Source organism: Sphingomonas sp. LM7, assembly GCF_002002925.1.
Taxonomy (GTDB): Bacteria; Pseudomonadota; Alphaproteobacteria; order Sphingomonadales; family Sphingomonadaceae; genus Sphingomonas.
In genome coordinates this window covers 2,980,846-3,002,880 of sequence record NZ_CP019511.1, presented here as the reverse complement: position 1 = coordinate 3,002,880, position 22,035 = coordinate 2,980,846, and the positions used below count along the sequence as shown (strand labels likewise).

At 67.1% G+C, this 22,035-nt stretch carries 24 protein-coding genes and 1 tRNA gene; 11 read left to right on the top strand and 14 right to left on the bottom strand.

From position 1 onward, the window contains the following. Positions 1-138 precede the first annotated feature (138 nt). A tRNA-Leu gene (locus tag BXU08_RS13705) sits at positions 139-225 on the top strand. A gap of 135 nt (positions 226-360) precedes the next feature. Next, a complete protein-coding gene (locus BXU08_RS13700) occupies positions 361-3,348 on the top strand; it encodes a hypothetical protein (protein ID WP_077510559.1) in 2,988 nt (995 codons plus the stop codon). 4 nt (positions 3,349-3,352) lie between these two features. On the opposite strand, the gene BXU08_RS13695 is transcribed toward BXU08_RS13700, so the two are convergent. The 13 genes from BXU08_RS13695 to flgB all read right to left on the bottom strand — a co-directional run bounded on the left by BXU08_RS13695 (position 3,353) and on the right by flgB (position 14,025). After that, positions 3,353-4,312 (bottom strand): flagellar motor protein MotB, encoded by a 960-nt coding sequence (locus tag BXU08_RS13695; RefSeq protein WP_077510558.1) that lies wholly within the window; start codon positions 4,310-4,312, stop codon positions 3,353-3,355. 4 nt (positions 4,313-4,316) lie between these two features. After that, positions 4,317-5,180, bottom strand: a complete 864-nt coding sequence (gene motA / locus BXU08_RS13690; RefSeq protein WP_077510557.1) for a flagellar motor stator protein MotA — start codon at positions 5,178-5,180, stop codon at positions 4,317-4,319. 102 nt (positions 5,181-5,282) lie between these two features. Further along, positions 5,283-6,176, bottom strand: coding sequence for a flagellar hook-associated protein FlgL (flgL, locus tag BXU08_RS13685; protein WP_077510556.1), 894 nt, complete (start codon positions 6,174-6,176; stop codon positions 5,283-5,285). A gap of 8 nt (positions 6,177-6,184) precedes the next feature. Beyond that, complete coding sequence (gene flgK, locus BXU08_RS13680) at positions 6,185-7,525, bottom strand: flagellar hook-associated protein FlgK (protein ID WP_077510555.1); 1,341 nt, start codon at positions 7,523-7,525, stop codon at positions 6,185-6,187. Beyond that, positions 7,522-7,854 (bottom strand): rod-binding protein, encoded by a 333-nt coding sequence (locus tag BXU08_RS13675; protein ID WP_077510554.1) that lies wholly within the window; start codon positions 7,852-7,854, stop codon positions 7,522-7,524. Before BXU08_RS13675 ends, flgK begins: the two co-directional genes overlap by 4 nt. Beyond that, positions 7,851-8,945: a flagellar basal body P-ring protein FlgI gene (locus BXU08_RS13670; protein WP_077510553.1), complete on the bottom strand. Its 1,095-nt coding sequence runs from the start codon at positions 8,943-8,945 to the stop codon at positions 7,851-7,853. The genes BXU08_RS13675 and BXU08_RS13670 overlap by 4 nt, the downstream gene beginning before the upstream one ends. A 14-nt stretch (positions 8,946-8,959) precedes the next feature. Then, positions 8,960-9,655: a flagellar basal body L-ring protein FlgH gene (locus tag BXU08_RS13665; RefSeq protein WP_253190378.1), complete on the bottom strand. Its 696-nt coding sequence runs from the start codon at positions 9,653-9,655 to the stop codon at positions 8,960-8,962. A 10-nt stretch (positions 9,656-9,665) separates the two neighbouring features. Then, entirely contained in the window at positions 9,666-10,454 is a 789-nt protein-coding gene (flgG, locus tag BXU08_RS13660; RefSeq protein WP_077510551.1) for a flagellar basal-body rod protein FlgG, read from the bottom strand. A gap of 16 nt (positions 10,455-10,470) precedes the next feature. After that, a complete protein-coding gene (locus BXU08_RS13655; protein WP_077510550.1) occupies positions 10,471-11,214 on the bottom strand; it encodes a flagellar basal body rod protein FlgF in 744 nt (247 codons plus the stop codon). A gap of 23 nt (positions 11,215-11,237) precedes the next feature. After that, entirely contained in the window at positions 11,238-12,542 is a 1,305-nt protein-coding gene (locus tag BXU08_RS13650) for a flagellar hook protein FlgE (protein WP_077510549.1), read from the bottom strand. An 18-nt stretch (positions 12,543-12,560) separates the two neighbouring features. Further along, positions 12,561-13,256 (bottom strand): flagellar hook assembly protein FlgD, encoded by a 696-nt coding sequence (locus tag BXU08_RS13645; RefSeq protein WP_077510548.1) that lies wholly within the window; start codon positions 13,254-13,256, stop codon positions 12,561-12,563. A 2-nt stretch (positions 13,257-13,258) separates the two neighbouring features. After that, positions 13,259-13,669 carry a flagellar basal body rod protein FlgC gene (gene flgC, locus BXU08_RS13640; protein WP_077510547.1) on the bottom strand — a complete coding sequence of 137 codons (411 nt, stop codon included), beginning with the start codon at positions 13,667-13,669 and terminating at the stop codon, positions 13,259-13,261. A gap of 2 nt (positions 13,670-13,671) precedes the next feature. Continuing rightward, a complete protein-coding gene (gene flgB, locus BXU08_RS13635; protein WP_077510546.1) occupies positions 13,672-14,025 on the bottom strand; it encodes a flagellar basal body rod protein FlgB in 354 nt (117 codons plus the stop codon). A gap of 337 nt (positions 14,026-14,362) precedes the next feature. Between flgB and BXU08_RS13630 the strand changes: the two genes are divergently transcribed. The 9 genes from BXU08_RS13630 to BXU08_RS13590 all read left to right on the top strand — a co-directional run bounded on the left by BXU08_RS13630 (position 14,363) and on the right by BXU08_RS13590 (position 21,051). Further along, positions 14,363-15,010, top strand: a complete 648-nt coding sequence (locus BXU08_RS13630) for a motility protein A (RefSeq protein WP_077510545.1) — start codon at positions 14,363-14,365, stop codon at positions 15,008-15,010. Then, positions 15,007-15,501 (top strand): flagellar motor protein MotB, encoded by a 495-nt coding sequence (locus tag BXU08_RS13625; protein ID WP_171982524.1) that lies wholly within the window; start codon positions 15,007-15,009, stop codon positions 15,499-15,501. The genes BXU08_RS13630 and BXU08_RS13625 overlap by 4 nt, the downstream gene beginning before the upstream one ends. A gap of 53 nt (positions 15,502-15,554) precedes the next feature. After that, positions 15,555-16,076 carry a flagella basal body P-ring formation protein FlgA gene (locus tag BXU08_RS13620; RefSeq protein ID WP_077510544.1) on the top strand — a complete coding sequence of 174 codons (522 nt, stop codon included), beginning with the start codon at positions 15,555-15,557 and terminating at the stop codon, positions 16,074-16,076. A 68-nt stretch (positions 16,077-16,144) separates the two neighbouring features. Beyond that, positions 16,145-16,438, top strand: coding sequence for a flagellar biosynthesis anti-sigma factor FlgM (flgM, locus tag BXU08_RS13615; RefSeq protein ID WP_077510543.1), 294 nt, complete (start codon positions 16,145-16,147; stop codon positions 16,436-16,438). Continuing rightward, positions 16,425-16,736, top strand: coding sequence for a flagellar protein FlgN (locus BXU08_RS13610; protein WP_077510542.1), 312 nt, complete (start codon positions 16,425-16,427; stop codon positions 16,734-16,736). Before flgM ends, BXU08_RS13610 begins: the two co-directional genes overlap by 14 nt. A gap of 61 nt (positions 16,737-16,797) precedes the next feature. Next, entirely contained in the window at positions 16,798-17,685 is an 888-nt protein-coding gene (locus BXU08_RS13605) for a flagellar biosynthesis protein FlgJ (RefSeq protein WP_077510541.1), read from the top strand. A gap of 14 nt (positions 17,686-17,699) precedes the next feature. Continuing rightward, positions 17,700-19,769 carry a flagellar biosynthesis protein FlhA gene (gene flhA / locus BXU08_RS13600; RefSeq protein WP_077510540.1) on the top strand — a complete coding sequence of 690 codons (2,070 nt, stop codon included), beginning with the start codon at positions 17,700-17,702 and terminating at the stop codon, positions 19,767-19,769. 29 nt (positions 19,770-19,798) lie between these two features. Next, positions 19,799-20,533, top strand: coding sequence for a sigma-70 family RNA polymerase sigma factor (locus BXU08_RS13595; RefSeq protein WP_150125536.1), 735 nt, complete (start codon positions 19,799-19,801; stop codon positions 20,531-20,533). 164 nt (positions 20,534-20,697) lie between these two features. Then, complete coding sequence (locus tag BXU08_RS13590) at positions 20,698-21,051, top strand: YbaN family protein (protein ID WP_077510538.1); 354 nt, start codon at positions 20,698-20,700, stop codon at positions 21,049-21,051. A gap of 127 nt (positions 21,052-21,178) precedes the next feature. Here BXU08_RS13590 and BXU08_RS13585 read toward each other — a convergent pair whose 3' ends face one another. Beyond that, on the bottom strand, positions 21,179-22,009 hold the full coding sequence (locus BXU08_RS13585; protein WP_077512404.1) for a flagellin: 831 nt from the start codon (positions 22,007-22,009) through the stop codon (positions 21,179-21,181). Positions 22,010-22,035 lie beyond the last annotated feature (26 nt).

Here is a 22,035-nt window from a genome sequence, read left to right as displayed (position 1 = left end):
GGCGGCCTCGCCAAAGCCGAACCACAAACAGTTTTCTGCGGAGGAGAGAAAGCGCGCCGGATGGGTTGCGTGGTTCGAAAGCCTTTGCTAGGGGCCGCGGCTCACCAGTCGCCGGGGACCTCCCGGCGAGTTTCACGTGCGGTCGTGGCGGAACTGGTAGACGCGCAACGTTGAGGTCGTTGTGGCCGAAAGGCCGTGGAAGTTCGAGTCTTCTCGACCGCACCAGAAACCCAGGGCGCCGCTTCGGCGGCGCCACACTTTTCCCGAGCATTGGCACAATTCTGCGACAAGTCGCCTGTAGCGAGCCGGTGAACGCTGGTCCGTCGGGGCCGCCTGCATGCGTACGGGAGTAAGACTGCGATGGTGAAGTGGGGTTGCGCAATCGGTGCGCTGATGGTCGGCGCGCTGCCGATGGCGGCACAGGCGCAGGATCAGGCGACGCCCGCGGCGCAGCCGGCACCCGCGCTGACCGACAGCACCGCGCCCGCGCAGCAGACGCCCCCGCCTGCCGAAGCCGAGGAACCGGTTGGCGAGGAGATCGTCGTCACCGGTCAGCTGCGCGGCGCAGTCCCCGGCGACGTCAAGCCCGAAGTCCAGCTCAGCCCGGCGGACATCCGCTCCTATGGCGCGTCGAACGTCACCGAGCTGATGAACGCGCTGTCGGCGCAGCTCGGCAGCGGCTCGGGCCGGGGGAGCGAGCAGCCGGTGATCCTGCTCAGCGGCCGGCGGTCGAGCTTCGCCGAGATCCGCAATATCCCGACCGAAGCGATCGAGCGGATGGATATCCTGCCCGAGGAGGCGGCGCTCCAGTTCGGCTATGGCGCCAACCAGAAGGTCGTCAATTTCGTGCTGCGGCAACGCTTCCAGGCGCTCACCACCGTATTCGAAGGCGCGATGCCCGTCGCGGGCGGCAATTCCGGACAGGGCTTCAACGCGAATCTCCAGAAGATCGGCCGCAACGAACGCATCGAGCTCGACGTCAAATACGGCCAGAATTCAGGGCTGCTCGAAAGCGAGCGCGGCGTCACGCGGGCGCCGACGACTCTGTTCGACACGCTCGGCAACATCACCGGACTCAACGGCGGCGAGATCGATCCGGCGCTGAGCGCGCTGGCCGGGGGCATAGTCACCGAAGCGGGCGTGCCGCTCGGCGCTGACGGTGCCGCACCGACGCTTGGCGGGTTCGCCGGCACGGCGGGCGTCCGCAACGTCAGCGATCTCACGCCCTATCGCACGCTGACCGGCGGTGGTGGCGCGCGCCAGTTCGGCGACAACACCGCGCCGCTGAGCGGCACGCCGCAAAAGAATTTCGCGATCACCGGCACCTACCGCCCGGCAATCTCGCAGGAAGTCAGCGCGGTCGCGACCGTCGGCTTCACGTCCAACCACACCGATACGCTGCTCGGCCTGCCGAGCGCGACGCTGCTGTTGCCCGCCGGAAACCCATTTTCGCCCTTCGCGAACGACGTGCAGCTGTTCCGCTATTACGACAATCTGCCGGCGCTCGCGCGTTCGAACGACAGCCGGGCGATCAACGCCAATGTGACGGTGAACGGCACCACTTCGCCCTGGCTGGCGAGCTGGGGCTGGTCGCTCCAGGGCGAGTATCAGTATAACGAGTCCAAGTCGGTGACCGCCACCGGCATCGACGCGCTCGGCGCGCAGGCGCTGCTCGATGCGGACGATCCGAGCTTCAATCCGTTCGGGCCGATCGATGCCTCGCTTATCGCCCTGCGGCCCGATCAGATCGCCAAGTCGAACAGCAACCGCGCCACGGTCGATTTCTCGACCTTCGGCTCACTGTTCAAGCTTCCCGCCGGCGATGTGCGGGCCAGCCTGCGCGTGCTCGGCCGCACGCAGGACCAGCACAGCGAATCGTGGATCGCCGGCCAATATCGCGCGGGCGACATCGCACGCGACACGGGCAGCATCCGCGGCAACCTAACGCTGCCGCTGACCAGCCGGCGGACCGGCGTGCTCGATGCGATCGGCGACCTGTCGATCACCGGCAATGTCGAAGTCGAGCAGCTTTCTGATTTCGGCCGGCTCACCAGCACCACCTATGGCCTCAACTGGTCCCCGATCCCGCAGGTCCGTGCCAACATCAGCTTCAGCGACGATCGCAACGCGCCGGATGCGGGGCAGCTCGGCGATCCGGTGCTGGTGACGCCGAACCGGCGCATCTTCGATTTCGTGCGCAACGAGAGCGTCGACATCACCGCGATCACCGGCGGCAACCCCGGGCTTTCGGCCGACAACCGCCATGTCTTCAATGCGCGGGTGAGCATTCGGCCGTTCACCGAGACCAATTTCGGGATCAACGCGAGCTACAGCGATTCGCGTGCGCGCAATGCGATCCTGGGCTTCCCAGGGGCCAGCGCGGAGATCGAGGCGGCCTTCCCCGATCGCTTCGTGCGTGATCCAGACGGGCGGCTGCTCAGCATCGATTACCGCCCGATCAACGTCGATCGGCAGGACCGGACCCAGTTGCGCTGGGGATTGGACTTCTCGATCCCGATCGGATCGCCGCAGGCCAGGGAGATGCAGGCCCGGATGACCGCCTATCGCGCGGCAGTCGTCGAATCGCGTCGCACCGGCCAGCCACTGCCGCCCGAATTCACGGCCCAGCAGGAACAGATGCGCCGCCTGGGCCAGCAGCAGAGCCTGTTCGGCAGCAACCAGCGCCGTCCGGGACAGGGCCAGGCTCAAGGTCAGGGCCAAGCCCAGCCGCAAGCGCAGGGCCAGCCGGGCGCGGAGCAAGGTCGCGAACGCGGCGAGGGCCAGGGCGCCGGCCCCGGTGCCGGTGGCGGCTTCCGCGGCGGACAGGGCGGGGGACGCGGCTTTGGCGGCGGCCCGGGCGGCAATCGCGGCAACCAGATCCGCTTCACGCTCAACCACACCTGGATACTCAAGGACGAGATCCTGATCCGCTCCGGCCTGCCCGTGATCGACCGGCTCGACGGATCGAGCGCGCAGAGCGTTGCGGCGCACCAGGTCGACGGGCTCGTCGCAGTCAAGCGCGATGCCTGGCTGCTACAGGTCAATGGGCGGTGGCAAAGCGGATCGCAGCGGATGACCGGCGCGCTGGGCAGCCAGACCGAACTCGACTTCGGCAGCCTCGCCACGATCGGCCTGCTGGCCGAATATAATCCGGGCCAGGACTTCGATGCCGTGCTCAGGCATCCGTGGCTGCGCGGATCGCGGGTCCAGCTTCGCGTCGACAATCTGTTCAACGCCAGGCAGCGGGTTACCGACGGCAATGGCGAGGTCCCGGCCGCCTATGTGCCGAACCTGGTCGATCCGTTCGGCCGGATCGTCCGGCTGACGTTCCGCAAGCAGTTCTTCTGACGCCTCAGCGGGCGGCGAGCACCGGCTGCTTCATCCCGCGGCCAGGCCGGCCGCTGCCCTTGTCCTGATCCATGATCCGGCGGAACAGGAGGGTGATCGAGACGCGGCGGTTGCGCGGGTCGGTGGGGTTTTCGACGATCAGCGGTTCGCGGTCGGCGACGCCTTCGATCCGTTCGAAGCGCATCTCCGGCACGCCGCCGCCGGACAGCCGCCGGCGGGTCGCTTCGGCGCGGCCGCTGGAGAGCATCCAGTTGTTCATGTTGCGCGGGTCGCCATAGCCCAGGCTGTCGGTATGGCCGCGGATCATGATCGGGTTTTCCATCCCCACGATCGATTCGGCCACCGTGCCGATCAGCGCGCTGGCATCGGTCACCAGCGCCGTGGTGCCCAGATCAAACATCGAATAGTTGGCGTCGTCGAGCAGATCGATGCGCATCCCGTCGCGCGTCGCGACGAAGCGGATATGCTTGGCGAGCTTGGCCAGCTGCGGGCGCGAGCGCATCTTCGCCTGGATCGCCTTGGCGGTCTGGTTGAAGTTCTTCTGGTCCTGCGCCTCCAGCGCGCGCTGGTCCTTGAGCGTGCCCTTCTCGCCCGTGCCGACATCCTTGCCGCCGGTGCCGCCGACGGGAACGGTCATCGATCGCGTCCCGGTCTGGCCGGCGCGGTTGGGATAATTGTCCTGCGCATTGATCGCATCGCCGCCGAACAGCCCGTTCGAGCCGGCGCTGTTCTGCTTGAACTCCACCAAAGTCGGCGCGAAATAATCGGCGAGCGCCTTGCGCTGCTTCTCGGTGGTCGCGCCGAGCAGCCACATCAGCAGGAAGAACGCCATCATTGCCGTCACGAAATCGGCATAGGCGACTTTCCAGGCGCCGCCGTGATGGCCGCCATGCCCTTCGATATAGATCTTCTTGACGATGATCTTGGGCGGCTGGTTCGATCCATGGGGCGCACGTGCAGCCATGACGTCAGCGTCCGCGCAGGCCGTCGAACACTTCGCCGAAGCCCGGCTGGTTGCTGTGCGCGATGCCCGAGCGTGCGGCCTCGATCACCAGCGGCTGCGGGTGGCCGTGGAGCGACGCGATGATGATCTGCTTGACCGTGTGATAGATCGCCGCATCGGCATCGATCACCTGCTGGAGCCGGGTCGCGAGCGGACCGACGATGCCGTAGGCGAGCAGCACGCCCAGGAACGTGCCGACCAGCGCCGAGCCGATCATCCCGCCCAGGATGCTCGGCGGCTTGTCGATCGAGCCCATCGTCTTCACCACGCCGAGCACCGCGGCGACGATGCCCAATGCGGGCAATGCGTCGGCAAGCCCCTGGAGCGTGGTCTGCGGGCCCTGGACTTCGTGATGATGGGTCTTGATCGCATTATCCATCACTTCCTCGACTGCGTGCACGTCGAGTGTGCCCGACGAGACGACGACGAGGCGCAGCGTATCGGTGATCAGGTTTATCAGCGTGTGATCGGCGAGAAGGCGGGGATATTCGGCGAAGATCGCGCTCGACTTGGGATCCTCGACATGCGGCTCCAGCGCGATCGGCCCTTCGGTGCGCAGCATCTTCATCAGCTTGGAAACCAGGAAGATCGTGTCGAGATAATCCTGCTTCTTGTACTTCGGACCCTTGATGACGCGCATGAAGCCGCCGCCCAGCGCCTTTATCTCCTTCATCGAATTGCCGATGATCAGCGCGCCGACGGCGGCACCGCCGATGATCAGCATCTCGTGGGGAAGGGCATGGAGCACAGGTCCCAGCGCGCCGCCGGTGATGGCGAATCCGCCGAACACCATGGCGATCAGGACGACAAAGCCGATCAGCGGAAACATGCGACTAAACTTCCCCCTGTGCCGCTATCCGGCCATTCGTTTTGGTAAACGACCGTTTCGCCGTAAGTTTGAGCGGAAAATCGTGCCCTTGCGGGCGCGACGTCAGAGATAATCGAACAGCGACAGGCCCGAGAGCTTGGAGAAGCTCGCCTGGGTCGCCTGCAGGATCGTCAGCGTCTTCTGCAGCTCGGTCACCGCCGTGGTGACGTCGGTATCCTCCAGCGCCGAGCGCACGTCCTCGCGCGCTTCGCCCGCGGCGGTCAGCCGGTCGGTGTCGAGCTCGAGCCGCGCCGAGCGCGCGCCCGCCGATGCCCGTGCCAGCGTCACGCTTTCCAGCGATCCCTTGATCCCCGACAGCGCGGTGTTGGCCGCCGCCTTGACGTCGCCACCGGCTTCCAGCGCGGCGGCGAAATCGGCGAGCACGGCGAACACGTCGCTGCCGCCGCTGGCGAAGGCGCGCGTGCCGGTCACGGTGCCCTGGATATCGACGCCGTCGCCGATCGGGATTGCCGATGGCTCGCCCGTGCCGGCAAAGGTGATCGATCCGTCGGTATTGCGGATATAGGCCACGTCGCCGCTCGCGCCGCCGAACAGCGGCTGGCCGCGCACGTCCTTGGTATTGGCCAGGGCGAACAGCGTATCGCGGATCGATTCGAGCTCCTTGCCGATCGCCGCGCGATTGGTGTCGGACATCGTGCCGTTCGCCGCCTGCGTCGCGAGCTCCAGCGCGCGGGTGATCTGCGCCTCGACGCTCTCCAGCGTGGTGTCGGTCTGGGCCAGCAGGCCCTGCGCCATGCCGATATTGGCTGCATAGGCGCCGTCGTTCGCATTCTGCCGACTGATGCCCTGCAGCCGCAGATAGGCGCCGGCATCGTCGGAAGGCGCGAGCAGCTTCTTGCCCGTCGCGATCTGGGTCTGGATCCGATCGGCGTCGGCAGTCAGCCGCGTCATCATCGACGTGGGGCGATTATAAAGCTGTGAAGTTGCGACGCGCATGGTCTGCCTCAGCGGATCTCGAGGATGGAATTCAGCGTCTCGCGCGCGATCTGGATCACGCGGCTCGATGCCTGATAGGCCTGCTGGAAACGAATGAGATCGACGGCTTCCTCGTCGACATTGACGCCCACGGCGGCGGCGCGCTCGGAAACCGCCGAATCGCGCATCGCGGTCTGCGCGCCGGCTACCGATTTGCGCGCCGAAAGCGCGGCAGCATTGGCGGAGGTTACGCTGGCGATGGTGTCTTCGAACCGGCCATCGGTACGCAGCGATTCCAGTCCGGCAAGATTGCTGTTGTCGCGGATGCCCGCACCCGTCGCCGCGGCGGCGATGCCGCGCGGATCGTCGAGCACCAGCTTGAGCTTGTAGGCAGGATCGCCGATCTCGAACATCGGCGCACCGGGATTGCCGTCGAGGTCCTCGCCCGCGGCCTGGACGGCGTTGACGCCCTCGGCGAATTCGGTGGCGAGCTTGCCGACTTCGCTGCGCGCCGCGGCGATGCGCTCGGCACCCTCGGCGAACCCGGCCAGCGCGCCGCCGGTCGGGAACACCGAACTGCCTTCGCCCTGAAAATGGAGCGTGTAGGCAACCACGCCTTCTTCGCTGCGCTTGTAGGTGATCGCCCCGGCGGTCTCGCCCTGGACGAGCACCGGACCGGCGACGCCGCCGACGCGTACGACGGCGCGCCCGGCAGTGTCGGTCATCACCGAGACGTCCGAAATCGCACTCATCTGTTCGAGCAGCCGGTCGCGCTCGTCGAGCAGGGCGGCCTGGCCGCTGGTGCCGTTCTGCTGCCGCCCGAGCCCGGCATTGACGCGGCCCAGCGACTTGGCGAGCGCGTTGAGCTGGGTGGCGCCGGCCTCGGCGCTCTTGTCGAGATCGGCAAGCGCGCCGTCCAGCGAGGCGCCGGTGGCGGCGAAGGACGCGCCGATGCTCGACGCGGCCTCTATCATCGCCGCGCGCGGCGCCAGCGATGCGGGGTCGGCGGCGACGGCCTTGGCCGAATTGAAGAAGGTGGTCAGCTGGCTGCCGACCTTGTTGCCAGTCAGCGATTCCTCGATGCGCTGGAGCCAGGTCGCGCCGGTCTCGGTCTTGGCGAGATCGGCGGAGGCGTTGCGCACTTCGGCGGTCTTGTAGACGTCGGCGGCGCGCGTCAGCCCGCGCGCGACCACGCCCATGCCCTGCGTCGTGCCAGTGGTGATGCCGGCGGGCGCGACGACTTCGCGAATGTCGGTGGCCCTGCGCGAATAGCCGGCATTGCCGGCATTCGCGATGTTCTCGGACACCGTGGTGAGCGCGGTCTGATAGGCCTTGAGGCTCGACAGACCGATCGAGAGCATGTCGCTCATGGCGTGCTGCTCGCTTCGGGCTGCGCGGCGGGCTCGAGCGCGGCGGATTTGGCGAGGAACTCGGTCATCGCCTTGCCGATGCCCATCGGGGCATGCGCTGCCATCGCCTGGGCGAGCTGCTGGTCCTGCATGTCGCGGAACTGCTCGGTCGCCTTGCTGTCGAACAGCCCGTCGCCCAGCTTGGCCGCGCGCATCGACTTGAGCATCATGCCGGTGAAGATCGCCTCGAAGCGCTTGCCCGCGGCATCCAGATTGTCCTTCGACGCCAGCCGGGACGTGTCGGTCGACACGCCGCCGCCGGGGGCGATCGGGCTGGCGACGCTGCTCACAAGATCACCAGCTCGGCCTTGAGCGCGCCGGCTTCCTTGAGCGCCTCGAGGATCGCGACGAGATCCGCCGGCGACGCGCCGATCGCGTTCACCGCCTTGACCACATCGGCCAGCTTGGGCCCGGGCTGGATCAGGAACATCGGCTTCTTCTCCTCCTCGACATCGACGGTGCTGTGCTGCTCCGTGACGGTCTCGCCCTTACTAAACGGCAGAGGCTGGCTCACATTTTGGGCCTCATCGATACGAACGGTAAGTTTACCATGTGTTACCGCGGCCGGGCTGACCCGGACGGCCGAGTTGATGACCACGGTTCCGGTGCGTGCATTGACGATCACGCGCGCGCGCGCCTCTGCGGCCTCGACGGTGAGGTTCTCGATTTCCGACATCAGTTCGGCGCGGACATCGGCGCCGGCGGGGGCCTGCACGGCGATCGACACGCCGTCGACGGCGCGGGCGCGGCCGACGCCGAAGCGGCCGTTGATCGCGTCCTGGACGCGCTGCGCCGTCGTGAAGTCGGCGCGGGCAAGGTTGAAGGTCAGGAACGGCGCGCGATCGAAGCCGGTATCGACCGTCCGCTCGACCGTGGCGCCCTCGGGGATGCGGCCGCTGGAGGGGATGTTGACGACGATCTTCGAACCGTCGGCGCCTTCCGCGCCCAGCCCGCCGACTGCGAGGTTACCCTGCGCCATCGCATAGATCTGGCCGTCGGCGCCCTGGAGCGGCGTCAGAATCAGCGTGCCGCCGCGCAGCGACTTGGACTTGCCCATCGACGATACGGTAATGTCGAGCTTCTGGCCCGGCTTGGCGAAGGCGGGCAGCTCGGCGGTGATCATCACCACCGCGGCATTCTTGAGCGCGGGGCTCACGCCCGGCGGCAGCTGCAGGCCGAAGCGCGAAGCGACGCCCTTCATCGACTGGACGGTATATTCCAGATTGTCGTCGCCGGTGCCGGGCAGGCCGACGACCATGCCATAGCCGGTGAGCTGGTTGGTGCGGATTCCCTGGAAGCCGCCCAGATCCTTGACGCGCTGCGCCTGTGCGGGCGCGAAGGCCAGCGTGGCGGCGGCAAGCGTGAGGAGGAATCGGATCATGAATCGGGCTCCGATCAGAAGGGGCTGAGGATCTGGAAGAACCGGCTCAGCCAGCCTTGGCGGCTGGCACGGGCGATGTCGCCCTTGCCGGTATAGGCAATGCGGGCATCGGCGACGCGCGTGCTGGCGATGCGGTTGTTCGCGTCGATGTCCGCGGTGCGGACGATGCCCTTGATCTGGAGGAACTCGTCGCCGCGATTGAGCGTCACGCGCTTCTGGCCCTGCACCAGCATCGTGCCGTTGGGATAGACCGCGGCCACCGTCACGCTGACTTCGCCGGACAGGGCATTGGCCTGGTCGGCGCTGCCGGCGCCGGTGAAGTTGCGATTCCCGCTCATGCTCGCATCGCTCTTGTCGAACAGGTTGAGCGCGCCGGTGGTCGGCGGCGTCAGCGAGAAGCCGCCGCCGCTGTCGAGCTTGGTGCCCGCGGACTTGGATGCGCTGGTCCGCTCGACCAGCACGATGGTCAGCGGATCGCCGACACGGCGCGCGCGCATGCCTTCATAGAGGGCGGCATAGCCGTCCCCGGCCTGGAAGATGCTGCCGTTCGCCGGCGCCGCTAAGGGGACGGGCGCTGGAAGCGTGGCGGAGAAATCCTCCTTCGCCTTCTTCTTGCCCAGCCCGAGGAACTGCGCCTTGGCGGGCGCCGCGGTGAACGCGACGGCGGCAACGACGAGCGCGCCGGTGGCAAGGCCGGTGAGGAACTTCATGGCTGCGGCCTCAGATGTTCTGGTTGACATATTTGAGCATCTCGTCGGTCGCCGAGATCATCTTCGAATTGACCTCGTACGCGCGCTGGGTCTCGATCATGTCGACCAGCTCCTCGACGACGTTGACGTTCGAAGCCTCGAGCGCGCCCTGGCGGATCTTGGCGCGGCCCGCCTCGTTGGGCGCACCCAGGCTCGCCGCGCCGCTCGCGGTGGTCTCGGTCAGGAAATTGTCGCCCGCGGCCTGCAGCCCGCCCGGATTGGGGAAGGTCGCGACCTGGATCTGGCCGAGCTGCGCGCTCTCGGTCTGGCCCGAGATCTGCGCCGATACGGTGCCGTCGGCGCCGATCGTGATCCCGGTGGTGCCCTCGGGGATCGTGATCCCGGGCATCACCTGATAGCCGTCGCTCGTCACCATCATGCCTTCGGCCGAGCGCGAGAAATTGCCCGCGCGGGTATAGCCGAGCTGGCCGCCGGGCAGCTGCACCTGGAAATAGCCTTCGCCCTCCAGCGCGAGATCGAGCGATCCGCCGGTGTTCTGGAACGAGCCCTGCGTCTCCACCCGCGCCGTGCCCTGGATGCGCACGCCGGTGCCCAGATTGAGGCCCGTGGCGTATTTGGTCTCCGCGGTGCTCGCTGCGCCGGGCGCCGTCACCGTCTGATAGGCGAGCGTCTGGAACGAGGCGCGATCGCGCTTGAACGCCGTCGTGTTGACGTTGGCGAGGTTGTTCGAGATCACGCGCATGCGCATGTCCTGAGCGTCGAGCCCGGTGCGCGCGATGTGCATTGCCGAGGAACCCATCGTCTAAATCCTTTCGTTACGCGGGCAGGCGCATCAGCGATGCGGCGCCCTCGTCCATGGTCTTGGCTTCCTTGAGCAGGCTGGCCTGCACTTCGTAGCTGCGCTGGTTCTCGATCATGTCGACCAGCGCCTGCGTCATGTTGACGTTCGATTGCTCGAGCGCGCCCGACTGGAGCTTGCCGTCCATGTCCTCGGGCAGCGCGCCGCCGCCCTTCACATGGAGCAGGTTGTCGAGGCCCTTGGCGGTCTGGCTGCCTTCGGGGCTGGCCAGCTTGATCTTGTCGAGCACCTGCGGCTGGGTCGGGTCGCCGCCCGGCGGCACGATCGACACGGTGCCGTCATCGGCGATGGCGATCGACTGGTGGGGCGGCACGGTGATGGGGCCCCCCGACCCCATCACCGGGAAACCGTCGCCGGTTTCCAGCACGCCCGAGGGCGCGACCGACAAGTCGCCGCGCCTCGTATAAGCTTCGCTGCCGTCCGTGGCCTGCACCGCAATCCAGCTGTCCGACGTCACCGCCACGTCGAGCGGCCGTGCGGTCTGCACGATCGTGCCGGCGCGGCGGTCGAAATCCTCGACCTCTTCCGCCGCGAGCTGCCGCGTCTCGAGCCCCGAGCCCTGCAGCACGAGCCGGTCGAAGCTGACGCGCTCGGCCCGGAAGCCGATCGTCGATGCGTTCGCGATGTTGTTCGCGATCGTCGACTGCGCCGACATCTGGCTGCGCAGCCCCGACAATGCAGTGTAGACCAGACGATCCATGCGGTGTCCCCCTCAGCCCTGGATCAGCTGCGGATGTTGAAGATGGTCTGCGAGATCTGGCTCGCGGTATCGAGCGCCTTGGCGTTCGCCTGGAAGTTGCGCTGCGCCGCGATCAGCCCGACGAGTTCCTCGGTGATGTCGACGTTCGAGCGCTCGACTGCGCCCGACATCAGCCCGCCAAAGCCGTTCGCGCCGGGCTCGCCGAGCCGCGGTTCGCCCGACAGGCCCGAGGCCGACCAGGTGCTGCTGCCGAGCTGGCGCAGGCCGGTGGAGTTGGAGAAGCTGGCGAGCACCACCTTGCCCAGCGCCTGGCTGTCGCCGTTGGAGAAGCTGGCGCGCACCGTGCCGTCATCGGCGATCGTCACGCCTTCGAGCTGGCCGACCGGCGAGCCGTCCTGCGTACTCGCATCGATGCTGAACGGCGAATAGACCTGCGTCGTCGCGTCGCCGAAATCGAGGCTGACCATCTGCTCGGTGGTCGCGCCGGGCGCGAGGAAGCCGAGGAAGCTGGTCGGGCCGGCCGGCGCGGTCAGCTTGCCGGTCGCATCGAAGGTCATCGAGATCGGCTGGATCACGTCGGGATCGGTGCCCGAATTGAGCTGCTTGTCGCCGACGAACGAATAGGCGGTCCAGTTGCTGGTCGGTTCGGTCGTGGTCGGCGTCGTCTCGCGGACGAAATAGGTGGTCAGCGTCAGCGCGTTGCCGTTGGCGTCGTAGATCGTGCTCTGCGCCGAATGATTATAGGTCGCCGGGTCGAACCGGTCGAATGCGTAGGGCACGTCGTTCCAGCGATCATTCTCCGACGGGATCACCGAATTGGCGTTGAGGTTGAGCGACAGGCTCACTTCCTCGGTCGCCTCGGGCTTGCCGCTGATCTGCGGCAGCCGCAGGCTGACGGTGGAGGCGAGGCCGGTCGCGACCACCGCGCCCGAACCATCGACCGGATAGACCTGCAGCTTGTTGCCCTGCGCATCGACGACATAGCGGTCCGAATTGACCAGGAAGCTGCCGTTGCGGGTGAACGACACATTGTTGCTCGCGTCGCTGCCCTTGACGATGAAGAAGCCCTCGCCCGAGATCGCGACGTCGAGCGCCGAGCTCGACTGGGTGAAGCCGCCCTGGCTGAACTGCTGGCGGACCGACTTCACCACCACGCCCGAGCCGACCATCTGGGTCGGGTTCGAATTGGACGTCGATGCGATCACGTCGGCGAACTGCGTGGTCGAGCGCTTGAAGCCGTTGGTCGAGACGTTCGCGAGGTTGTGCGAGATCGTCGACATTTCGGTCTGGGCAGCCTGGAGCCCGCTCAAGGAAGTGAAGAAGGACATGTGCGTTACTCCTGGAGTTCAGCCGACTTGCCAGACGGCGTCGAGGGACACCTGGCCGATGCCAGGGAGGGTGAGGACGGGCTTGCCATCGGCGCCCAGCGAAACGGTGGAGACCGGTGCCCAGACGAGCGGTGCCGCATCGACCTTGGCACCCGCGTTGAGCGCGGCGACCTTGACGGTGAAAGGACCCTTGCCGGCATCTTCGCCGCTCTCGGTCTTGCCGTCCCAGTCGAAGGCGACGGCGCCTGCGGCCTGCTTGCCGAGCGCGATCGTCTTCAATGGCTTGCCGTCGGCGTCGCTGATCGTGACGTTGACGTCGGTGGAGTCCTTGGCGAGCGCGACGGCGCCGGCGATCCCGCCGCTTTCGCGCGGATAGGCAGTGGAGCCTTCGGTGAGCACGGTCTTGCCGACATAGCCCAGCGCATCGCTCAGCGAGCTGCCGCCCAGCTTCGACGCGATGGCCTTCAGCGTCGTGCTCATCTCGGTGATGCCCGAGAGCGAGGAGAACTGCGCCATCTGCGCAACCATCTGGGTGTTGTCGACCGGCTCGAACGGATCCTGGTTCTTCAACTGCGCCGTCATCAGCGTCAGGAAGTCGCTCTGGTCCATCTCGGTCTTGCCGAGGCCCGAAGTGTCCTTGGTGCCGTTCGACGCCGAGCTCGACGCGCCGAAGCGGCTGATGCCCAGGGTCTGCAGCGTGCTATCGAAATCCATGATCAGCGGCCCAGCTTGAGGGTATCGACGATCAGCTGCTTGGCAGTCTGCATGACCTCGACATTGTTCTGATAGGTGCGCGACGATTCGAGCATGTCGACGAGCTCGCGGGTCTCATCGACGGCGCTCTCCCAGATGTTGCCATCCTTGTCGGCGAGCGGGTTGCCCGGGTCGTAGCGCTTGGTCGGCTCCGAACCGGCAGTGACGATCTGCTCGACATCGACGGTCGACAGGCCGGAGACTTCGTCGAACGCGCTGCGGAACACCGGCTTGATCGTGCGGTATGCCGCCTCGGGGCTCGATGCGACGGTGCCGGCATTGGCAAGGTTCGACGCAGTGGTGTTCATCCGCAGCAGCTGCGCGCTCATCGCGCGACCGGAGACCTGGAAGATCGAAAGGGGCTGGTTACCCATGGTTATTCTCCCCTGAGCGCGCGCGAGATCGTCGAGATGCGGCCGTTCAGGAACGACAGCGTCGTCTGATAGGCGACGGCATTCTCGGCGAAGGCAGTCTGTTCGGTGGCAAGCTCGACGGTGTTGCCGTCCTGGCTGGGCTGGAGCGGCACGCGATAGAGCGTCGCGGCATCCATCCCGGCATCGCCCGAAATGCCGGGCGTCTCGATCGAAGCCAGCGCGGCCTGGAAGTCGATGTCCTTGGCCTTGTAGCCAGGCGTCGAGGCATTCGCGATATTGGACGCGAGCACACCCATGCGCTGCGAGCGCACGGTAAGCGCTGCGCCGTGTACGCCGAAAAGGCTGTCGTTGGGCATTGCACGTCTCCCGCACAAAAGTTCGGGCGTGTCGCTGCAATGGCCGTGCCAATTTGCTCAGGAAGGCGCCAACACGTCGATTTCGTTCTACGCGCGGAACGGGCGGCAACATCTTGCCGGTCTGGCGGCAACCACCTGCCGCACTGCCACCACCCCCGTCACCCCCGGCCTTGTGCCGGGGTCCACCTGGCATCTGGGTGAGAAGATGGAGGCTCGTGTCATAATGCCGGCGGCGCGGTGGACCTCGGAACAAGTCCGGGGTGACGGAAATCCGCGCAGACTTTCCGACGTCGCGAGGCGCGCCGCGACTTGGCCCGGCCCTTGCAACCATGGGCGCATGAACTTCGCCCCCTTTCTCGATCCGATCGCGCTCGCCATCGTGCTGGGCGGGACGGTGCTCGCCGTCGTGCTGCGCACGCCGCTCGGCGATCTCGGCCGCGGGCTCGCCGCGCTGCGGACGATCGGTCGGCGCCGCTTCGATGTCGCGCCTTTGCTCGATCAGGTCGCTGCGTTCGGCCGCATCGCCCGGCGCCACGGCGTGATCGCGCTCGATCGCTCGGTGATCGCCGACCCCGATCTGGCCGCTGCCGTCGCGGCAATCGTCGACGGGGCATCGCCCGAACAGGTTGCTACGCTGATCGATCAGCGCCGCGTCGCGCGCTTCGAGCGCCACCGCGCCGCTGCGGAGATGTGGACCGGCATGGCAGATATCGCGCCGGCAATGGGGATGATCGGCACGCTGATCGGACTCGTCCAGATGTTCACGGCGATGCGCGATCCCAAGACGATCGGCGCGGCGATGGCGGTGGCGTTGCTCACTACCTTGTATGGCGCGATCGTCGCCTGCCTGGTCGCCACTCCGGTGGCGTCGCGGCTCAAGCGGCACGCCCGGCACGAGGCGCAGGAGCGCGCCCGACTCGTGGCGCCGCTTGCCGAGCTGGCGATCCTCCAGCCGCGGCTCGGCGCGCGCGAGCTCGCGGCATGACGCTCGACGACGATCTTCCCGCGCGGCCGATCTGGCTGACCACGCTCGCCGACCTCGCGCTGCTGCTGGTCGGTTTCTTCGTGTTGCTCCAGGCCAACCAGGTCGATCCGGCGACGCTGGCTGCCAGCTTCCGCGCCGGCTTCGGAGTCAAGGAGAATGCCCCGGCAATGCCGGTCGATCTCGCCGCGGTCAGCGGATTCGCGCCCGGCTCGGCGCAGCTTCCCGACACACAGGCTGCGCTCGCCTGGGCGCGCACGGCGGCTACCGATCCGCGCACTCGCCTGCGCATCATCGGCGAAGTCGATGGCAGCGCCGGCGACGTCGACTCGCTCACCGGCAGCGGGCCGATCCTTGCCGCCGATCGCGCCCGCGCGGTCGCCGCCATCCTCGTCCGCTCCGGCGCGATCGCGCCGGAGCGCATCGCCATCACTACTGCCCGCGGCCAGCGCCGCGCGGTCCTGTCGCTCGGCTATGACGGAGGCCGGCAATGATCTGCCGCCCGGCAACACGGCCTTGCCGCCGCCTGACTTTCAAGGAGACTTCGATGCTGCTGTCCCTGGCCCTTCTCGCCGCCACGCCGGCGGCCGCGCAGGATTTCCAATCGACTCAGGTGCTCGACACCATCGTCGCCCAGTTCACCGGCAAGCCGCTCGGCGCGCAGGGCGGCGCGCGCACCCCGGTCGACAAGAGGCTCAAGCTCCAGACCTGTGCCGCGCCGCAGCTCGAATGGCGCAGCGAGGCCAGGGACGCAGTGGTGGTTCGTTGCATGGCGCCGGCCTGGCGCATCTTCGTCGCGGTGGATGCCGTGCCGCAGCCCAGGGCCGCCCCGGTCGTGGTTGCCCAGGCGCCGGCCGCGCCGGTCAAGGCTGTGCCGGTGATTCGCCGCGGCGATCCGATCACCGTCGAGGCCGGCTCGCCGGGCTTTTCGATCACCCGCGATGGCGTCGCGATGGGCGATGCCGCCGCCGGCGCGCGGCTGATGGTCAAGGTCGACGACAGGAAGCCGCCGATCCAGGCAGTGGCGCTCGAATCGGGCCGCGCACGGCTGCCCGGCTGGGTGGAGTGATTTTTTTCTAAAGCGTTTCCGAACCCGGCCGTTTTTATCGCTGCAGGATTAGCTCCGAGGAAGCAGCAATGGTGGATCCCATCGGCAACAAGGCAGGCGCGGTCGCTGACCGTCGCATTGCGCCGGTCGCTCCCGCCGCGCCGGCGGAAATGGCGAAACCCGTCCAGAACGAAGTGAAGACGGTCGAATCGACTGCCGTCCAGCTGTCGGGCACGATGGCCGCCAAGCCGCCGGTCGATGCAGAGCGGGTCGCCAAGATCCGCAAGGCGATCGAGGACGGCAAATTCCCCATCTACCCCTCGACGATCGCCGACCGCCTTCTCGCGCTCAAGCTCGAATGGAGCCCCAATGACCCGGCGTGATGCGCTGATCGACGTCATCGAATCGCTGCACGCCGAGATCGCGGCGCTGAAGGCGAATGACGTTGCCGCGCTCGAATCCGCGACGCGCGCGAAGCTCTCGGGGATCGACACCGTCGCGCTCTACGATGGCGAAGCACCCTCGCCCGAGATCAGGGAGCTGGCGGCCGAGGCGCATCGCCTCAACGAGACCTGCCGGATCTATGTGAACCTGATGGCGGCAAATGTTCGCCGCCGCCTGCAACTTCTTTCCGGCGAAACCGCCCCGGCCTATCGGCCCGGAGGCTATGCCCTCGCCTGAGGGCGACTGGCACGGTCCTTGCTGATCCAGCCCTTACCTAGGGCAATCGGATCACAGATCGATGAGTATCGTATCGGTCACTTCAAAGGCAGGCATCCAGACGGCAATCGCCGCCGCCAGCCGCAAGACCGGAATCGACTTCAACTATCTGCTTGGGCAGGCGCAGGTCGAAAGCGGCATGCGCGCCAATGCGCGCGCCACCACGTCCAGCGCCACCGGCCTCTATCAGTTCATCGAACAGAGCTGGCTCGGCGTGATGAAGGGTCATGGCGGCGAGCATGGCCTTGGCTGGGCGGCCGATTCGATCCGCCAGACCGCCAGCGGCCGCTATGTCGTCAGCGATCCCGCCACCCGGCGCGCGATCCTCGACATGCGCAGCGATCCCGGCACCGCGGCGCTGATGGCGGCCGAACATGCCTCGGACAACAAGGCCGCGCTTGAACAGCGGCTCGATCGCCCGGCGACCGGGACCGATCTCTACATGGCCCATTTCCTCGGACAGGGCGGCGCCGCCAAGTTCCTCGGCGCGATGGAGAGCAATCCGGGCCGAACCGGCGCGGCGATGTTTCCCGCCGCCGCGCGCGCCAATCGCGGCATCTTTTATGCGAGCAATGGCCAGCCGCGCACCCTCGCTGAAATCTACACCCGCTTCGCCGGCAAGCTCGACAAGGGTGCGGCCGCAGTCGGCGCCACCGGGCTGGCCTCGGATGCGTTCGACGATCTCTCCGGCGGGATCGACGCGTTCGGCGCTGGCATGGGCGATTCCGAAGTCGTGCTCGGCACCGGCGCGGTCGATGGCGATCGCCACTGGGTCGAGACCACGCTGGCGCAGCTGAACAGCGCACGCACCGGCGCCGATGCGCTTGGCCGTGAAGCGCTCAATCCGTTCCGGCCGACACCGCAGACGGCGAAGCTCGCTTATCTGATGCTCGCGAAGCTGGGGGCCTGATCCACGTGAATGGAATGACCCTGCCTGCCGGCTTCGCACCGGCGATGCGGAGCTTCTCGCTTCCCGGCGCGATCCTGCTCCTCGTCGCGCTGATGGTGGTGCCGATCCCGGCCTTCCTGCTCGACGTCTTCTTCATCATGAACATCATGATCAGCCTCGCAGTACTGATGGTGGCGCTGAATGCGCAGAAGCCGCTCGACTTCTCCGCCTTCCCCAGCGTGCTGCTGTTCGCCACGCTGTTCCGCCTCGGCCTCAATGTCGCCTCGACGCGCGTCGTGCTGGTCAACGGGCATGAGGGCGGCGCGGCGGCCGGCCATGTCATCGAGGCGTTCGGCAATTTCCTGATCGGCGGCGACTATGTCGTCGGCCTGCTGGTCTTCTCGATCCTGATCATCATCAACATGATCGTGGTGACCAAGGGTGCGGGCCGCGTCTCCGAAGTCAGCGCACGCTTCACGCTCGACGCATTGCCGGGCAAGCAGATGGCGATCGACGCCGATTTGAACGCTGGCCTGATTACGCCCGACGACGCCCGTGCGCGCCGCGCCGAGGTCTCGACCGAAGCCGATTTCTACGGCGCGATGGACGGTTCGTCCAAGTTCGTGAAGGGCGACGCGATCGCCGGGCTGCTGATCCTCGCGATCAACATTGTCGGTGGCCTGATCCTCGGCGTCGTCAGCCACCAGATGGCGGTCGGCGACGCGGCCCAGGCCTATATCCTGCTTGCGATCGGCGATGCGCTGGTCGCGCAGGTGCCGGCGCTTTTGCTGTCGATCGCCGCCGCCGCGATCGTCACGCGAGTCAATTCGAAGCACGACCTTGCTGGTCAGATCGGCAGCCAGTTCGGCAGCCACAAGACCTGGACGCCGGTTGCGGTCATCCTCGCGCTGCTCGGCGTGGTGCCGGGAATGCCGCATTTCGTCATCCTCCCCGCCGCCGCCGCCGCCGGTTTCGCCGCGTGGAAGATGCGTGCGCACGCCAATCGTCCCCCGCCGCCCGAACCGATGCCCGAACCCGCCGACCTCTCGAAGATCGGCTGGGACGAAGTCACCGACAACATGCAGGTGATGCTCGACATCGGCTATGGGCTGGTCCCGCTGGTCGACGAGCGCCGCGGCGGTCCGCTGATGGGGCGGATCACCGGGGTGCGCCGCCAGCTCTCCAAGGATCTCGGCTTCGTCGTGCCGCAGGTCCGCGTCCGCGACGACATCAACCTCGCGCCGTTCACCTATCGCATCGTCATCGGCGGCGTCGTCGTCGGCGAAGACACCGTCGCGCCCGACGAGATGCTCGCGCTCGATACCGGCCAGGCAGTCGGCAAGCTCCACGGCAAGCCGGTGCGCGACCCCACCTTCGGGCTCGACGCGGTGTGGATCGCCAGCGGCGACGCCGATGCCGCGACCGGCGCGGGCTATCTCGTCGTCGATCCCGGCACCGTCGTCGCGACGCACCTCAACCATGTGCTGATCCAGAACGCCGCCGACCTGCTCGGCCCCGACGAAGTCCAGGCGCTGCTCGACGGATTGAAGGAGCGCGCCGCCTCGCTGGTCGCCTCGCTCTGCCCGCAGCCGGTGCCGCTCACCACGCTCACCACGGTGCTGCGCGGCCTGCTGCTCGAGAATATTCCGCTCAAGGAATTCCGCCGGATCGCCGCCGCGATTGCCGTCGCCGCGCAGAAGACGCTCGACGCCGAGGAAATCCTCGAGCTGATCCGGCCCGATCTCGGCCCGCTGATCATCCAGCGGCTGTGCGGAGTGCGCGAGCCGCTGCGGGTGATGACGCTGGAGGGTCAGCTAGAGGCGCTGCTCGGGCAGGCGGTCCGTTCCGATCCGTCGCGCCGTCATACGATCGAGCCCGATCTCGGCCGTCGCATCGCCGACGCGCTCCAGCACGCTGCCGGTCCGCTGATCGCCGAGGCCAAGCCGTTCGCGCTCGTCGTCCAGCCCGCGATCCGCGTCGCGATCCGCAAGCTGGTCAAGTCGATCCTTCCCGACACGCCGGTGATGAGCTTCTTCGAAGTGCCCGAGGACAAGGCCGTCGAAGTCGTCGCGGTGATCGGTGCGCCCGAGGCGCTGCCCGCATGAACGCCCATTCCCCGAGGAACCTCAAAGACATGGCTTCTTTGGCACCCGCTCCGCTGACCTATGACCGCGCGCCGTCACCGCAACGCGATGCCGAGGCGATGGTGCGCAAGCATCTGCCGCTGGTGCGCCGCATCGCGTGGCACATCCATGGATCGATGAGCTCGATCGTCGAGATCGAGGATCTCATCCAGATCGGCATGGTCGCGCTGATCGAGGCCGTGACCGGCTTCGAGGACCGCGGCCAGGTCACCTTCGAACAATATCTGATGACGCGCGTACGCGGCGCGATGATCGACGAGCTGCGCCGCCAGGCGACGCTGACGCGCGGCGCGATGCGGCGCCGGAAAGCCTATCAGGAGACCGTCGCCATGCTCGCCACCGAACTGGGCCACGCCCCGAGCGACCTGCAGGTCGCCGAGAAGCTCGGCGTCACTCCCGAAAAGCTTCGCGCCGAATATGCCACTGCCGAGGCAGTGCGCTTCGATTCGATCGACGACATGTATTCGGACGAATCGCCATGGTTCATGTCCGACGAGCCCAATGCCTTCGACCAACTCGCCGATGGCGACCAGCGCGAGGCACTGATCGCGGCCATCGGCGAATTGCCCGAGCGCGAGGCGCAGGTGATCCAGCTTTACTATGTCGAGGAATTGAACCTCGAGGAAATCGGCCAGGTGCTCGGCGTCGGCGCCGCTCGGATCTGCCAGATCAAGGCCTCGGCGCATGCGCGCCTCAAACGGGCGCTTGGGCGCCGGCTGGGCTAGCCCGGCGCACGACGCCTAAGGTCGCCCCTCCCGGCAAAGGCCGGACTCCGGAGCCTCAGGCGCTGTCCTGCCAGGATTGGCGCCCCGGCCGTTGCCGGAATGACGCGGTATCGGATCTCTCAATTTCCCAGCGCAACGCGCGCGAAGCGTGATATGGCGCTTGCGTGCGCCGGACCCTGTATCTGATCGCCGGCTTCGCGTCGCTCGTCCTCGCGGCGTTCGGCGTCGTCCTGCCGCTGCTGCCCACCGTCCCCTTCGTCATCCTCGCCGCCTTCTGCTTCGCGCGTAGCAGCCCGAAGCTGGAGCGCCGGCTGCTCGATCACCGCATCTTCGGCCCGCACATCCTGCGCTGGCGCGAACGCGGCGCGATCAGCCGCAAGGGCAAGCGTGCCGCCCTGGTCGCCTTCGCCGTCAGCGCGGTGGTGGCGCTGGTCCTGTCGCCGCTGCCCTGGTCGCTGATACCGCTCGCCGCCGCGGCGATCGGCGGCACCTGGATCTGGCGCCGCCCCGAAGCCTGAAGCCCGAACAAGCGAAAACCCCGGTGGTCACGCGGACCACCGGGGTTCCCCTTGCGCCCTCTCCCCGAAGCGAGAGGTGACCGGCCACGGTGCCTGTCAGGGGGGTGACACCCCGACCGGCACGCGCTTAACGGAGCAGCGAAAGAACCGTCTGCTGGCTCTGGTTCGCCTGGGCGAGCATCGCCGTCGAAGCCTGAGACAGGATCTGTGCCTTGGCGAGCGCGGTCGTTTCTGCCGAGAAATCGGCGTCCTCGATGCGGCTGCGGGCGTCAGACAGGTTGGTGACGTTGGTGGTCAGGTTGTTGACCACCGATTCGAGCCGGCTCTGCGACGCACCAAGCGTAGCGCGGGCGGTGTTGACTGCAGTGAGCGCGGTGTCGGCGTTGCTCAGCGTGGTGCCGGCATTGGCGACGCTGTCGACCTTGAAATCGGTCGCTTCATAATTGCTGCTGTTGAAGAAGGCCTTGGTCAGCGCGACGGTGTCGGTGCTGTTGATGCCGACCTGGATGTTGACGTCGTCGCTGGCGGTGTCGGTCGACGCATAGTCGAACACGGCGACGCCGTTGAACTTGGTGTCCTTGAGGATCGACTGGATCTGCGTGGTCAGAGCGCCGGCTTCCTTGTCGAGGTTGGCACGGTCGGTCGAGCTGTAGGTGCCCGATGCCGACTGGACCGCCAGCTCGCGGATGCGCTGCAGCATGTTGCTCACTTCGTCCAGCGCGCCGTCGGCGGTCTGGGCCAGCGAGATGCCGTCGTTCGCGTTGCGGACCGCCTGGTTCATGCCGCGGATCGCCGCAGTCATGGTCGATGCGATGGCGAGGCCAGCGGCGTCGTCCTTCGCGTTGTTGATGCGCTTGCCGGTCGACAGGCGCTCCATCGCGGTGCCCAGCAGCTTGTTTGCCGAGTTCGACGCGTTCGAAGCGCGAAGCGAGGCGATGTTGGTTCCGATAACAGTCATGTTCATCTCCATGCTCGTCGGCTTCC

Excerpts from the sequence above, each read along its gene's own strand:
- flhA (WP_077510540.1), top strand. The coding sequence starts at position 17,700 with ATGACCCTGCCTGCCGGCTTCGCACCGGCGATGCGGAGCTTCTCGCTT.
- BXU08_RS13585 (WP_077512404.1), bottom strand. The coding sequence starts at position 22,009 with ATGACTGTTATCGGAACCAACATCGCCTCGCTTCGCGCTTCGAACGCG.
- BXU08_RS13700 (WP_077510559.1), top strand. The coding sequence starts at position 361 with ATGGTGAAGTGGGGTTGCGCAATCGGTGCGCTGATGGTCGGCGCGCTG.
- motA (WP_077510557.1), bottom strand. The coding sequence starts at position 5,180 with ATGTTTCCGCTGATCGGCTTTGTCGTCCTGATCGCCATGGTGTTCGGC.
- flgC (WP_077510547.1), bottom strand. The coding sequence starts at position 13,669 with ATGGGTAACCAGCCCCTTTCGATCTTCCAGGTCTCCGGTCGCGCGATG.
- BXU08_RS13605 (WP_077510541.1), top strand. The coding sequence starts at position 16,798 with ATGAGTATCGTATCGGTCACTTCAAAGGCAGGCATCCAGACGGCAATC.
- BXU08_RS13620 (WP_077510544.1), top strand. The coding sequence starts at position 15,555 with ATGCTGCTGTCCCTGGCCCTTCTCGCCGCCACGCCGGCGGCCGCGCAG.
- BXU08_RS13630 (WP_077510545.1), top strand. The coding sequence starts at position 14,363 with ATGAACTTCGCCCCCTTTCTCGATCCGATCGCGCTCGCCATCGTGCTG.
- flgB (WP_077510546.1), bottom strand. The coding sequence starts at position 14,025 with ATGCCCAACGACAGCCTTTTCGGCGTACACGGCGCAGCGCTTACCGTG.
- BXU08_RS13595 (WP_150125536.1), top strand. The coding sequence starts at position 19,799 with ATGGCTTCTTTGGCACCCGCTCCGCTGACCTATGACCGCGCGCCGTCA.
- BXU08_RS13665 (WP_253190378.1), bottom strand. The coding sequence starts at position 9,655 with ATGAAGTTCCTCACCGGCCTTGCCACCGGCGCGCTCGTCGTTGCCGCC.
- BXU08_RS13695 (WP_077510558.1), bottom strand. The coding sequence starts at position 4,312 with ATGGCTGCACGTGCGCCCCATGGATCGAACCAGCCGCCCAAGATCATC.
- BXU08_RS13655 (WP_077510550.1), bottom strand. The coding sequence starts at position 11,214 with ATGGATCGTCTGGTCTACACTGCATTGTCGGGGCTGCGCAGCCAGATG.
- BXU08_RS13670 (WP_077510553.1), bottom strand. The coding sequence starts at position 8,945 with ATGATCCGATTCCTCCTCACGCTTGCCGCCGCCACGCTGGCCTTCGCG.
- flgK (WP_077510555.1), bottom strand. The coding sequence starts at position 7,525 with ATGAGCGACATGCTCTCGATCGGTCTGTCGAGCCTCAAGGCCTATCAG.
- BXU08_RS13645 (WP_077510548.1), bottom strand. The coding sequence starts at position 13,256 with ATGGATTTCGATAGCACGCTGCAGACCCTGGGCATCAGCCGCTTCGGC.
- flgG (WP_077510551.1), bottom strand. The coding sequence starts at position 10,454 with ATGGGTTCCTCGGCAATGCACATCGCGCGCACCGGGCTCGACGCTCAG.
- BXU08_RS13650 (WP_077510549.1), bottom strand. The coding sequence starts at position 12,542 with ATGTCCTTCTTCACTTCCTTGAGCGGGCTCCAGGCTGCCCAGACCGAA.
- flgL (WP_077510556.1), bottom strand. The coding sequence starts at position 6,176 with ATGCGCGTCGCAACTTCACAGCTTTATAATCGCCCCACGTCGATGATG.
- BXU08_RS13610 (WP_077510542.1), top strand. The coding sequence starts at position 16,425 with ATGACCCGGCGTGATGCGCTGATCGACGTCATCGAATCGCTGCACGCC.
- flgM (WP_077510543.1), top strand. The coding sequence starts at position 16,145 with ATGGTGGATCCCATCGGCAACAAGGCAGGCGCGGTCGCTGACCGTCGC.
- BXU08_RS13625 (WP_171982524.1), top strand. The coding sequence starts at position 15,007 with ATGACGCTCGACGACGATCTTCCCGCGCGGCCGATCTGGCTGACCACG.